Annotated in this window: 12 protein-coding genes; 1 reads left to right on the forward strand and 11 read right to left on the reverse strand. The window is 47.0% G+C overall.

What is annotated here, in order from left to right; all coding sequences use genetic code 11:
• Positions 1-38: 38 nt before the first annotated feature.
• The 5 genes from spoVT to pth form a co-directional block, all read right to left on the reverse strand.
• Complete coding sequence (gene spoVT, locus AAIH57_RS28125) at positions 39-581, reverse strand: stage V sporulation protein T (protein WP_175394621.1); 543 nt, start codon at positions 579-581, stop codon at positions 39-41.
• A gap of 283 nt (positions 582-864) precedes the next feature.
• Positions 865-2,040, reverse strand: a complete 1,176-nt coding sequence (locus tag AAIH57_RS28130) for a peptidylprolyl isomerase (RefSeq protein ID WP_430023800.1) — start codon at positions 2,038-2,040, stop codon at positions 865-867.
• Entirely contained in the window at positions 2,024-5,551 is a 3,528-nt protein-coding gene (mfd, locus tag AAIH57_RS28135; RefSeq protein WP_175394623.1) for a transcription-repair coupling factor, read from the reverse strand. The genes AAIH57_RS28130 and mfd overlap by 17 nt, the downstream gene beginning before the upstream one ends.
• Before the next feature lie 276 nt (positions 5,552-5,827).
• The gene (locus tag AAIH57_RS28140) at positions 5,828-6,058 is read right to left on the reverse strand and encodes an anti-sigma-F factor Fin family protein (RefSeq protein ID WP_175394624.1); all 231 of its coding nucleotides are present in this window, start codon (positions 6,056-6,058) and stop codon (positions 5,828-5,830) included.
• A 101-nt stretch (positions 6,059-6,159) separates the two neighbouring features.
• Complete coding sequence (gene pth, locus AAIH57_RS28145) at positions 6,160-6,720, reverse strand: aminoacyl-tRNA hydrolase (RefSeq protein ID WP_175394625.1); 561 nt, start codon at positions 6,718-6,720, stop codon at positions 6,160-6,162.
• Between the two features lie 140 nt (positions 6,721-6,860).
• Between pth and AAIH57_RS28150 the strand changes: the two genes are divergently transcribed.
• The gene (locus AAIH57_RS28150) at positions 6,861-7,061 is read left to right on the forward strand and encodes a hypothetical protein (protein ID WP_024633712.1); all 201 of its coding nucleotides are present in this window, start codon (positions 6,861-6,863) and stop codon (positions 7,059-7,061) included.
• A 111-nt stretch (positions 7,062-7,172) separates the two neighbouring features.
• Here AAIH57_RS28150 and AAIH57_RS28155 read toward each other — a convergent pair whose 3' ends face one another.
• From AAIH57_RS28155 to AAIH57_RS28180, 6 genes are all read right to left on the reverse strand, one after another.
• Positions 7,173-8,126 (reverse strand): ribose-phosphate diphosphokinase, encoded by a 954-nt coding sequence (locus tag AAIH57_RS28155; protein WP_017691370.1) that lies wholly within the window; start codon positions 8,124-8,126, stop codon positions 7,173-7,175.
• Positions 8,127-8,229: 103 nt separating this feature from the next.
• The gene (gene glmU, locus AAIH57_RS28160; protein WP_217506329.1) at positions 8,230-9,621 is read right to left on the reverse strand and encodes a bifunctional UDP-N-acetylglucosamine diphosphorylase/glucosamine-1-phosphate N-acetyltransferase GlmU; all 1,392 of its coding nucleotides are present in this window, start codon (positions 9,619-9,621) and stop codon (positions 8,230-8,232) included.
• Positions 9,622-10,018: 397 nt separating this feature from the next.
• Positions 10,019-10,303: a septation regulator SpoVG gene (spoVG, locus tag AAIH57_RS28165; RefSeq protein ID WP_017691372.1), complete on the reverse strand. Its 285-nt coding sequence runs from the start codon at positions 10,301-10,303 to the stop codon at positions 10,019-10,021.
• 188 nt (positions 10,304-10,491) lie between these two features.
• Positions 10,492-11,319 (reverse strand): pur operon repressor, encoded by an 828-nt coding sequence (gene purR / locus AAIH57_RS28170; protein WP_095293352.1) that lies wholly within the window; start codon positions 11,317-11,319, stop codon positions 10,492-10,494.
• Between the two features lie 98 nt (positions 11,320-11,417).
• Positions 11,418-12,272, reverse strand: coding sequence for a 4-(cytidine 5'-diphospho)-2-C-methyl-D-erythritol kinase (ispE, locus tag AAIH57_RS28175; RefSeq protein ID WP_430023812.1), 855 nt, complete (start codon positions 12,270-12,272; stop codon positions 11,418-11,420).
• Positions 12,273-12,419: 147 nt separating this feature from the next.
• Positions 12,420-12,596 (reverse strand): small, acid-soluble spore protein, alpha/beta type, encoded by a 177-nt coding sequence (locus tag AAIH57_RS28180; RefSeq protein ID WP_175394626.1) that lies wholly within the window; start codon positions 12,594-12,596, stop codon positions 12,420-12,422.
• Positions 12,597-12,791: the final 195 nt, after the last annotated feature.

The following is a 12,791-nucleotide window of genomic DNA, read 5'->3' on the forward strand; positions in this document are numbered from 1 at the left end:
CCTGTCTGCCAGAAAGGCACCAGGAGTTGATCTGCTGTTTATTGTTCCATCTGTTTGCCAAGGAAGCCGGCAGCCGTCTCAGACATTTTAACTTCCATCTGGGACATTTTCACCGATTCATCCTTGTTAAACAGAATAACGGTTCCAATGGGATCTCCACCCGAAATGATGGGTGCAATGACAAAAGAGGATAACGTTTCGTCATGATCCTTGCTTAGCTCGTAGGAGCCACTGCCTGTCTCCACAATGGTCTTCCGGTTTTCCATGCAGCTCTCCACCAGCTGACCTACCTGCTTGTCCAAATATTCCTTCTTGGAGCCACCAGCTACCGTAATAATGGTATCACGGTCAGAGATCATGGTTACATGACCTGTACTTTCGTACAACGATTCAGCATATTCTTTGGCGAAATCGCCCAGTTCGCCGATTGGCGAATATTTTTTCAGAATGACTTCTCCGTCACGGTCCACAAAGATTTCAAGTGGATCTCCTTCACGAATCCGTAACGTACGACGAATTTCTTTTGGAATGACCACACGGCCGAGGTCATCAATACGGCGGACAATACCAGTAGCTTTCATTTCACATGTTGCCCCACTTTCTCGAGAAGATTTTTCAACTACTGTTCCATAATGGGTAGAGGAAAGTCCCAGAACGTTTAGTGTGATATCTTGACCATAGTATTCATCTGTTCCCATTTCCTTATACATGCATTAAAGAATATAGTTGTGTTCATTCCACAGAAGGTGACCATGTACCCAGTACGCTGCAGTACACACAAAAAAAAGCAAGGGGCAGGCCATTAGTCCTCCCCTTGCTTCTCTCTATGCTTGTCCAAAAGGTACCTTTACCCCGTCTTGATTCTTACTTGCTGCTTGTATCTGCACTATCACCTGTTGTTGCATCTGCATCTGTACCAGTTTTACCTTGGTCAGTCTTCTTGTCAGTGCTAGTGGATTCATCGGTTTTGGTTTCCGTAGATTGATCACCTTCGGTTCCAGTTCCCGTGCCAGTACCCGATGTACCATCCGTACCTTCAGTTGTACCTTCTTCAGCTTTGTCTGTTTTTGGCAGGTTTACTTCTTTGACGACCTTGTCCAGTTCGTTCGTCATGAACGTATCGATCTCTGCAGCTGCCAATTGACTTTTGAGTGTTTCTTTCTGTTCATCCGTCAATTTGCTGTAATCCGCTTCCGTACGGGATTCCACCTTCATCACGTGATATCCGTATTCGGTCTCAACCGGATCACTGATTTTGTTGAGAGGCAATGTTTTTGCAGCTTCCTTGAACGCGTCTACCCAGTTGGATACAGGGGTATTTTCGTACAATCCGCCTTTTTCCGCAGAACCTGGATCTTCGGAGTATTCTTTTGCGATTTTTGCAAAGTCCTCACCCGCATCCAGTTTGGTTTTAACTTCTTTTGCAATTTTCAATGCATCTTCTTTTTTACGTTCTTTTTGTGTATCCGGATCGGTGAAATTAATCAGGACGTGACGAACCGAAGCCGTTGTGAACTGATCCTTATTCGTTTCAAATTCCTTTTTGATGGCATCTTCCGTAACGCCAGTCTCTTTGTCCTTAATTACGGTCATGATGCGAGTCATGTAATCCTTGATGTTTTGATCTGTCAGGTTTTGGGCTTTCAACATTTCAGTCCATTGATCAGCTTGAACAGAAGCTTTCATTTTATCGAATTGTTCAGTTGCTGTTTTTGCACCTTCTGTTTTAGCTTCCTTGCTCGCCTTGCCACTCAAATATTCATAAGCAACTTCCTGGCGCACCAGGTAGTCCTTGAAATCATCCATCTCCATCATTTGTGCATATTCCGGATAGAGGAATTTCATGACCCGTTGCTCCATGTCGAATTCATTGGCTGTAATTGTACCACCATCGTAAGTAGCCACAACAGCACTTGTATCATTCGTTTCCGGTGTAGCTGCTTCTTCCTTCTTGCCGCATGCAGCAAGCAATGATAGGGATAATACTGCGACCATACTCACGGAGAGTACTTTCCCTACTTTTTTATACTTTGGTAACATCCTTTAGTTCCCCCTTTGATTTAAAAGCACTCTTCATGGACTCCAGGAATTTCTCTACCAGTTCCATCAGTTGCTTGTCCCCAAGCCCTTTGCCTTTGACATGTATAAGCATATGGGGTCCTTGTTCAAATTGTACACGTCTTTCGAACTGATTTCCAATGTGCGCAATTTTCGAGAGCTCAAATGCATGTTCACGGCCTTCATAGAACTTCACGGTAAGATCATCACCACGCTGAGTAATGGACTCAATTCCGTAGATTTTACCGTAAACCTTTAACCTGGCAACGGCCATGAGATTAATAACGGCTTCCGGAAGATCTCCGAATCGGTCAACCAGTTCGTCTTCCAGTTCCATGGCATCGTCGAAAGAGGCAATAACCGCCACTTTTTTGTAAATTTCAATCTTCTGTATACTGTCATAGATATAATCCGACGGCAAATAGGCATCGATACTGAGATCAAGCGTGGTGTTCCATTGATCAGACGGTACCGGCTCTTCACCAAGCATGGTGACTTTGCGTTTGTTAATTTCCTCAGCCAGCATCTGAGAGTACAGATCGAATCCAACCGAAGCAATGAAGCCGTGCTGCTCTGCACCCAGCAGGTTCCCTGCACCACGGATCGACAGATCGCGCATTGCAATTTTGAAACCTGACCCGAGCTCGGTAAATTCCTTGATCGATTGCAGTCGTTTCTCTGCGACTTCGGTCAGCACCTTGTCCCGTTGGTAGGTAAAGTAAGCATATGCAATTCGATTGGACCGGCCTACGCGCCCACGGAGCTGGTACAGCTGGGAAAGGCCCATTTTGTCCGCATCATGGACAATCAGGGTATTCACGTTCGGAATATCAACCCCTGTCTCGATGATACTTGTGCTGACAAGCACGTCATATTCACCATCCAGGAAGTCCAGAATGGTTTTCTCCAGCTCAGTCTCCGACATCTGACCATGTCCTACGCCAACTTTGGCGCCCGGAACCAATTCCGAGATTTCAGCCGCCATCTCCTGAATTCCTTGGACACGGTTGTACAAATAATAAACCTGACCCCCACGAGCCAGTTCCCGCTCAATCGCTTCCCGAACAAGGGCCTGACTGTGTTCCACAACATAGGTCTGCACCGGGAAACGGTTCTCTGGCGGTGTCTCGATAACCGACAGATCACGGACACCCAGCATGGACATGTGGAGCGTACGCGGAATCGGTGTAGCCGTCAGCGTGAGCACGTCCACGTTTGTTTTCAGCTTCTTCAGTTTTTCTTTATGTGTTACACCGAAGCGCTGCTCTTCATCGACGATGAGCAGTCCAAGATCCTTGAATACCAGATCTTGCGACAACAACCGGTGTGTACCGATGACGATGTCAACCGTACCACTTTTAATGCCTTTGGCCGTCTCATTCTGTTCCTTCCGTGAACGGAAACGGCTAAGGACATGAATATTGAATGGATAACCCGAGAAGCGCTCGCGGAATGTTTCATAATGCTGCTGTGCCAGAATTGTGGTAGGAACGAGTACAGCAACCTGTTTGCCCTCAATTGCCGCTTTAAAGGCAGCACGAATGGCGACCTCGGTTTTCCCGTAACCGACATCTCCGCATAGCAGACGGTCCATGGGACGATTTTGTTCCATGTCCTTTTTAATTTCCTCGATCGCACGCACCTGATCACGGGTCTCATCATAAGGGAACATCGCTTCGAATTCCTGCTGCTCGGCAGAATCCTTCTCGAAGCCAAAACCTTTCGAAGTCTGACGTTCCGCATAGAGCTTGATCAGATCGTCAGCGATATCCTGTACGGATGTACGAACTTTATTTTTGACCCGTGTCCATTCATTACCGCCCAACTTGTAGATTTTGGGTTCTTTCTCTTCTGACCCGACATATTTCTGAATCAGATCGATCTGCTCGATCGGTACCGACAGTTTATCCCCACCGGCGTAGAGAATATGCATATAGTCCTTATGAATGCCGCCAACCTCGAGCGTACCGATGCCAAGATATTTACCAATCCCGTGATTTTGATGGACGACATAATCGCCCACTTTCAGCTCACTATATGATTTAATCCGTTCAGCATTATCGACATTACGGCTTGGTTTGCGCGCTTTGCGCTGCTTCTGGGAGAACATCTCACCTTCGGTTACAACTGCCAGATGTATGGACGGCATCTCGAATCCAGTCTGCAAGTTACCGATGAGCATTTCCGGTTCCGGTATATCGTAATCCATAAGCACGCGCCGCATGCGGTCGAGTCTTTCTTCCCCGCTTGCCAGCATGAGTACATGCACTCCGGCCTTCTGCCAACGTTCCATCTCTGCCTTAAGCACATTCATCTGACCGTGGAAATCCTGCATGCCACGACTGATAAAATTCAGAATGTTCTGAGGCTGTGTATGCGGAACCTGACGCAAAAAGATCGACATAAACAGTGTCTGGAATGGACGTTCATACAGCAGTTCATCCCCGTCTGCCGATAAATGAAGATCAGGAAGAGTTTTCCCGTTTTGCATCAAATGCAGGTTCCACTCCGACTCATCCCTGTCGAGCTGCTTGGAGGTTTCGGCCAGTCGTGCAGGCTCATCAAGAACAAGCAGCGTGTCCTCTGGCATGTAGTCGTAGATTGTCTTATGTTCCGGATATAGAGGTGATATATATTTGTACATTTCAGAGAAATATACATGCTCCCTCAGCAGCTCAATCTCCCGGTGAATCTCTTCACGAAGACGCAGCTTGGCTTGTCGGTCAGTCATTTTCTCGAGCTGCTGATCCAGCAGGACAACAGCCGCATCTGCAGCCTTCTCCATGCGTTCACGGTCAGCAATTAACTCTTTGCATGGCAGCACTGTAACTTCTTCAATTCGTTCAATGGAGCGCTGATCCGCCGGATCAAACGTTCGTATGGAATCAATCTCATCATCAAACAGTTCCACCCGATAGGCAATGGATGAAGTCACAGGATAAAAGTCGATAATTCCGCCGCGTACGCTCATCTCGCCGCGAGATTCAACCCGCTCTACACGTTCATATCCAAGCTTCACCATCTCCAGAAGGAACGAATCCAAGTCTAGTGTACTGCCTTGTTTAATTGTAATTTGGGCACTCGCCATCACTTCCGGAAGAGGGACATAACGCCGCACGCCGGAAAATGGAATAACAACAACGCCCCTAAAACCCTGGGCGCAGCGGACCAACACATCAATACGCTGACCCAATGTTTCCGGACTGGAAACAGCGGCTTCAGCGGCAACAAGTTCATTGGCAGGATAGAGCAGAACCTGATCTGGTGAAAGCGCTTCCTGTAAATCTTCTGCAATTTTTTGTGCGGAAAACATATTGTGTGTAACGACAAGCAGTGGTCGGTTCATCTCTTGATGCAGAGCTGCCAACATGATCTGGCGCGCCGATCCGGACAATCCTGAAACCAGCTGCTCCTTCATACCGGACGTAATACCGGCAGTAATGGATCCAAAATCGGGATCTTTGGAAAAAGCCTGTATAAGTGCTTGTAACAAAAGGGGCACCTCTCTTATAACTTACTTGATTACCTTACGCCTAGGCGCAGCATCATCATTTTAAATTGGATACAAATTCCTTTTTGTCCTGTTTCATCATATAGGATTACTCGCTTCATTGCCACAACAGGTTGAACCGATTAACTGATTTCATGATGGTCATTTTCATTTCAAAACTGAAAAGAAGCCTCAGCAGGCTGCCAAGGCTATAAAGGTGGAGCGGTATTCCGCACCCGCCATCATCTGTTATCAATACTTCGCTGCGAACCAGGCTTATTATTGAAGCGGGCTCGCAAGCAGGCTGAGCTCAGGATTGAGTTCAATTGCTTCCTTGCAGTAATCGCAAGTAATCCGAACGGTAATATCGCCACCGGAATTATACGCTATTATATCCCTCCGCTCGTCGGGGGTCAAGAAATGAAAGCCTAACTGGGCTTCTGATATTCGGGTAGAATCGATTCGTCCAATAAAAGTACGGCAATGCCTGCATACATAATTCACTGACATGTCTATGCCTCCTGAACACGGTTTATACGTCCAGTATGCCCATTATGACTGAATTGAACCCGACTTTGATCAATTTTTCCAGTGTCTTCTCCTTACAAGTCCTACCCGTTGAACTTGGCCATTGTCTGCTCAAACGTATGGTTCAGACTGTGCTCCAGTGCATCACAGGTTTGCTCAATAGTATGCTCAAGTGCTTCCTTCTCTTTCTTCATAAATGTCGACAGCACATAATCCACAATGGCATGTCCTGGCTCTGGACGGGATATACCCATGCGTACCCGGTTAAACTGCTGTGTGCCTGTATGCTGAATAATGGATTTGATTCCATTATGACCTCCGGCACTGCCTTGATAGCGCAGTCTAACTTTGCCAATTTCAGTGTCCATATCGTCATAAACGACAATCAGGTCTTCCAGACTAACTTTATAAAAATCCATATATGCCCGTACCGATTCACCGGACAGATTCATGAACGTCATGGGTTTGATCAGTACGGTTTTGACACCGCCAATATTCCCTTCCCCAATTAACGCCTTGCACTTGCTCTGGGTAATTGAAATTCCATGACGACTGGCCAGTTGATCCAGTGCCATAAATCCGATATTATGTCGTGTTTTGGCATAGTTTGGGCCGGGATTCCCCAGGCCTACAATCCACTTCATCTTATTCCCTCCTTCGGATCACCATGAGGTGAGGCATAGACTTCGAATGTTATATTTCATATAATATCAAGAAAGTGAACTTCCTATTTACTGTAATTTTCACGATTATTATTTCATTAACCCAGGAAGGTGAGCGGGTTTTGCGCGAAGATAACGGACAACTGACTCAACATAGCGATTTTATCTATCATCTCGAATACCATGTACCTGTACAGGTATATGACCGCGACACCCATATTGAGATCGGATTAATTACACGTTTCGATAATCAATTTGTCGAAATTGCCGACACTCTTTTTCATCGGCGGCGCTTCCGCTTCATTTCACGGCCGGGATATTAACATCAATCCATCCGGCTCTTCATGCTTTGCATTAAAATGGCACGCCGACAGGGGTTACATTTTCCGTTCTACCGGAAAACGTAACCCCTCTACTACTTTGTGCAGACATCCTTATTCAATTTCAAACAGCTTGCTGATTGACAATTCCTCATGAACCCGGATAATGGCTTCTCCGAGCAAAGGTGCTACAGACAACACTTTGAGTTTGCTTGTCGGATTGGCATGCGTAATTGGAATGGTATCTGTTACGATAACTTCCTTAAGCGGTGCATTCTCCAAACGTTCCATCGCTGGTCCGGACAAAACCGGGTGCGTACAGCATGCGTATACTTCCTTCACGCCGCCTTCCATCAGTGCGTTTGCACCCAGCACAATCGTCCCCGCCGTATCGATGATATCATCGATCAAAATCGCCGTTTTGCCTTCAATGTTACCGATAATGTTCATAACTTCACTTACATTCGGCTCCGGACGACGCTTGTCAATAATCGCCAGAGGTGCGTTCAGGAAATCAGCCAGCTTCCGTGCACGAACTACACCACCGTGGTCAGGCGATACAACAACGGGATTTTCGATCTGTTTGGAACGGAAATATTGAGCCAGAATAGGCACCCCAAGCAGATGATCCACTGGAATATCGAAAAATCCCTGGATTTGCATGGCGTGCAAGTCCATTGCGATAACACGGGTTGCCCCTGCTTTTTCGATCAGATTCGCTACCAGTTTTGCCGTAATTGGGTCACGCGAACGTGCCTTACGATCCTGTCTTGCGTAGCCGTAATACGGAATTACAACGTTAATTGTCTTGGCTGATGCCCGTTTCAGTGCATCAATCATGACGAGCATTTCCATCAGGTTGTCATTAACCGGCAAGCAAGTGGACTGCACGATATAAACGTGACAGCCCCGAACGCTCTCGGAGAGCTTCACTTGAATCTCACCATCGCTGAAGCTGGTTGTGTGAGATTCGCCCATAGGAATTCCGATATAATCAGCAATTTGATGGGCAAGCTTGGGGTTAGAATTGCAAGTAAATATTTTTAATTTCGAATCAAAATAAGTCATAAAATAAAAACCCTCCGTGCTGGTTCATTGGAATCTATAAGCGTCTGCGACATGTCGGCACCTCCCGATAGATCAGGAGGCAAAATCTTGTTATCAAAACCCCTTATTCGGGTTTGGCATTTTGTTTCTTAGCTTTGGCACGTCCGCGAATCTTCTCCGCGTACCCAGGTTTGTTCTCCTGGCGAGGACGAGCAATAGCCAGATCGTTCTCCGGAACGGAATGTGTAACGGTGGAGCCGGCTACCACATATGCGCCTTTTCCTACCGTGATGGGTGCAATCAGATTGACATTGCTGCCTACGAACGCATCATCTTCGATTGTCGTTACAGCTTTATTATATCCATCATAATTAACCGTTATTGCCCCGCATCCAACATTTACGTTCTTACCTACTTTAGCATCCCCAATATAGCTGAGATGTGATACTTTGGATCCTTCATCAATTGTAGCATTTTTCACTTCGACAAAGTCACCAATTTTTACTTTACGGCCCAGCTTAGTACCTGGACGCAGGTAAGCAAAAGGTCCTATCGTTGTCTCTTCGCCAACTTCGGCTTGGGACAACACGGAATGTTTAATGGTAACACCATTCTGAATGATACTATCTTCAATATCGGCCTGAGGACCAATATGGCAAGCTTCGCCAATGGAAGTTGTCCCTTTCAAAATAGTTCCCGGGTACAATACCGTGTCTGATCCAATCGTAACATCCGCTCCGATATATGTCGATGTCGGATCAATGATTGTAACACCGTTCAACATATGTTTCACTGCCAAACGTTCACGCATATATGCTTCGGCTTGGGAAAGGGCGAGTCGATCATTGACCCCAATGGATTCCGCGATATCATCTGACATGTAAGCTTCAACCACTTCTCCATCGTTGCGGAAAATCCCAACAACATCTGTCAGGTAATATTCACCCTGGGCGTTCTGGTTCGTCACTTTCTCCAGTGCAGCAAACAATTTTGCATTATCAAAGCAGTATGTCCCTGTGTTAATCTCATTCACAGCATCTTCCTGCTCCGTGCAGTCCTTCTGCTCCACAATGCGTTGTACAGAACCGTCTTCTCCGCGAATGACGCGGCCGTAGCCTTTAGGGTTGTCCAATTGAGCCGTCAACACTGTGGCAGCAGCACCGCGACTCTCATGAAGCTTCATCAGTCCTTCCAGTGTTTCACTGGTTACCAGAGGTGTATCCCCACAAACAACGATGGTAGACCCTTCCTCACTGCCAAGCAGAGACTTAACCTGCTTCACTGCGTGACCTGTCCCGAGCTGTTCAGCCTGAAGTGCATACTCTGCCTTGGAACCCAAAAATGACTGTACCGCTTCAGCCCCATGACCGACCACGACTACACTGCGTTCAACGCCTGCGCGAAGAGCCGCATCCAGCACGTGACCCACCATAGGTTTACCACATACGGGATGCAGCACTTTGTACAATTTCGATTTCATTCGTTTACCTTGCCCTGCAGCAAGTACAATTGCCATTCGTTTCAAAATTCACGACCTCCTGTTCTGAAAACCCCATCGAAATGCCCATCTTCATGGATCATTCTCAATGAGTATCGTTCAGCCGGCCTGAAGCCGGTCTTGTTCATCGCCTGCTGTCTCTGTAATCACACGTAACAACGCGGACACGAGCAATCGTGACCTATATGTATACGCCGTGTACCTGCGAGCCTTAACCGAATCCCAATGACTCTTAAGATGCCGCCCTGTCACCAAGCGCACGCTGCGCTATTGTTTTCCTCAACATTTTCCAGCAATGAAGCTGCAAAATGTTCCTCTTTGAATAAACTCAATACTGAATATATCTTATTCCGGTCAAAAAGAAAAGAGAGCCATAAGACATGGCTCTCTTTTCCTTCGAACCCCAATAATGTTCTCAGGCACCTTCTTCAATGACTTCTTCCTCAGTTGCAGCGCGATCATACTCAGTCAAAACAGCAGCCTGAATCTTCTCACGAGTACCGGAAGAGATCGGGTGGGCGATATCACGGAATTCTCCGTCAGGAGTCCGCTTGCTCGGCATAGCAACAAACATTCCGTTGTTCCCATCAATGACGCGAATGTCATGAACGACGAATTCGTTATCGATGGTAATGGATGCGATAGCCTTCATTCTCCCCTCCGAGTTAACACGGCGGAGTCTGACATCCGTAATTTGCATGTGTGTGTTCACCACCTTTTTCCATCAGAACTTGGTGTATAATTCCACACAGCCTATACGAACTCCTTCTTTTTATAACCACAAAAATGTCCTAATTTCAGGAATTTTTTTATTTAATACACAATTCGACAACGTTAGAGCCGGGTCGATGGAATAGAACCTTTCCCGACATGTCATTCGTCAACTTTCTACAAGTCAAAATAGTTTCCAGGCTTCACCGAAATGTGTCTGCTCTTTGCATCCACCGCTGTCAGCTGGGCGAGGGATACGTAATCGGTCAGCAAGCGCTCTTCCGAATCAACCGAACCGGATTCCACCAATACCCCTACGCCAGCTACCGTTGCATTAAACTCGGCCAGCAAATCGATCATGCCCTGTACCGTTCCTCCAGCTTTCATGAAATCATCCACGATCAGCACCCGGGAATGTTCACGCATTGCTCTGCGGGACAGGGACATCGTGTGCAGACTTTTATGGGACCCGGACACATAATTGATACTTACGGCTGATCCTTCCGTAGCCTGATGGTCCCTGCGAACGAGCACAACAGGCAGGTTAAGTTGGGCTCCGGTCGCATATGCGAGGGGGATCCCCTTCGTTTCTACTGTCATGACTACATCGATATCCATGTTGCCAAAAGCAGTCGCAAATATTTTGCCTGCCTCATTCATCAATGCAGGCTGTCCAAGCAAGTCAGACATGTAGAGATATCCGCCAGGCAGAATACGGTCGGGCTGTTCCAGCTGGTTGCTGAGTCGTTCAGCAAAAGCCAGAGCATGCTCTCTGGATACCTTCGGAATCCATTTAACTCCCCCCGCAGCCCCTGCCAGTGTTTGCAGTTCTCCCGACCCACCTTCTTCGAACACTTCCTTGATAATCGCCAAATCTTCACTGATTGACGACTTCGCGGCACCATAACGTTCGGCAAAAGTGGTCAGCGGAATAACCGTATGCGGTCTTGACAATAAATACTGCGTCATTTCAACCAGCCTAGCGCTTCGTTTTAATTTCTTCACAGAGATCCATCCTCACGATCACGGAAAACATCCAAATCCGAATAATTATTTAAAAATATACCACCTTTATACGTGTTTGTACATTATAAAAGCGAATTCTAAGTCAACATGCGTACTGCATACACTTCTTTGCAGAAGCCACGCAGCCCATTATAGATCCGTGCCACCTTGGATTCCTTGGAGACCAGTCCGAAAACGGTTGGACCGCTACCAGACATAAGTACTCCATCTGCACCCAGTTTAACCATGGCATCTTTCAAATGCTGCACTTCCGGGTACAGCTTAAGCGTAACATCCTCAAGCACATTGCCCATCTGTCCACATACGTCTGCAAATGATTGGTTGCGTATGGCCTGCTCCATTTTGGCAGCGCTCGGATGCCGAACGATCTTATCACTGCGGAACCGTCCGTACACGTCTGCTGTCGACACATTGATCGGAGGCTTGGCCAGAATCACCCAGCATTGTGGTGGATTAGGCATCGGTGTCAGCTTCTCTCCACGACCTGTAGCGAGTGCTGTTCCACCCGTTATACAGAAGGGTACATCCGACCCAAGTTCCGCTCCAAGCTCCTGCAGCTCATGATCCGGGATATTCAGACGCCAGAGCCGGTTCAATCCACGCAGCGTAGCTGCGGCATCACTGCTGCCTCCCGCCAGTCCGGCAGCCACCGGAATCTTTTTGTCCAGATGAATATGCACCCCTGTACGCACATTGTAACGCTCTTTAATCAATCTGGCCGCCTGAAATGCCAAGTTCTTCTCATCAAGTGGAATATACCCAGCCTGACTGGAGATAAATATGGTATCTCGAGGCAGTTCCGACATTTCAAGTCGGTCAGCCAGATCGACCATGGTCATGATCATCTCGACCTCATGGAAGCCATCGCTTCTTTTATGTAAAACGTCCAGCATCAAATTAATTTTAGCAGGCGCTTTTTCGTAAATTTTCAAGGCGTTCACCCGTCCTCACCTTTTCCCTAAGACAACTTAACATATTATATCAAAATGGGACTGTCAAGTCATTTTTATTCCGAATCCATGGGGAAAAAGCGAGGTCAACCCAGTGGAAGGCCCCGCTCTCCAAACCGTTAGAACGAATTAGGATTTGCGTGCTGCCTGTTCAGCAAGCTGAATGGCCCGCTTCACCATATTGCCCGCATCCTTTGCTTTAATGCCACCCCAGCCTTCCTGCTGTACGGTATCATAAAAGCCCAGGTCTTTTGCCAGCTCATTCTTGAGTTCATCCGACATCACACTTCTTCTTCTGCGGCTCATGAAACCATCCTCCTTGAAGTAGCTGTTCTGATAAGTCCAATCAACCGGATCGATACTTGACGACGACAGACACACTTTTCCGATAAACTGTTTCAGCATATCGTTAGCGGCCTGTTCAAGTAGTATGCCGTTTCTGGTTAAACCTCATTCCTGAACAAGCCCACCTGGGCAGTTTTGTATAAAATAAAAAGGCGA

Source organism: Paenibacillus sp. MABNR03 (assembly GCF_050455445.1).
Taxonomy (GTDB): Bacteria; Bacillota; Bacilli; order Paenibacillales; family Paenibacillaceae; genus Paenibacillus; species Paenibacillus xylanilyticus.

Bases quoted from the DNA above. Each gene is read 5' to 3' on its own strand.
- spoVT (WP_175394621.1), bottom strand. From the start codon at position 581: ATGAAAGCTACTGGTATTGTCCGCCGTATTGATGACCTCGGCCGTGTG.
- AAIH57_RS28130 (WP_430023800.1), bottom strand. From the start codon at position 2,040: ATGTTACCAAAGTATAAAAAAGTAGGGAAAGTACTCTCCGTGAGTATG.
- AAIH57_RS28140 (WP_175394624.1), bottom strand. From the start codon at position 6,058: ATGTCAGTGAATTATGTATGCAGGCATTGCCGTACTTTTATTGGACGA.
- pth (WP_175394625.1), bottom strand. From the start codon at position 6,720: ATGAAGTGGATTGTAGGCCTGGGGAATCCCGGCCCAAACTATGCCAAA.
- AAIH57_RS28155 (WP_017691370.1), bottom strand. From the start codon at position 8,126: ATGACTTATTTTGATTCGAAATTAAAAATATTTACTTGCAATTCTAAC.
- glmU (WP_217506329.1), bottom strand. From the start codon at position 9,621: ATGGCAATTGTACTTGCTGCAGGGCAAGGTAAACGAATGAAATCGAAA.
- spoVG (WP_017691372.1), bottom strand. From the start codon at position 10,303: ATGCAAATTACGGATGTCAGACTCCGCCGTGTTAACTCGGAGGGGAGA.
- AAIH57_RS28180 (WP_175394626.1), bottom strand. From the start codon at position 12,596: ATGAGCCGCAGAAGAAGAAGTGTGATGTCGGATGAACTCAAGAATGAG.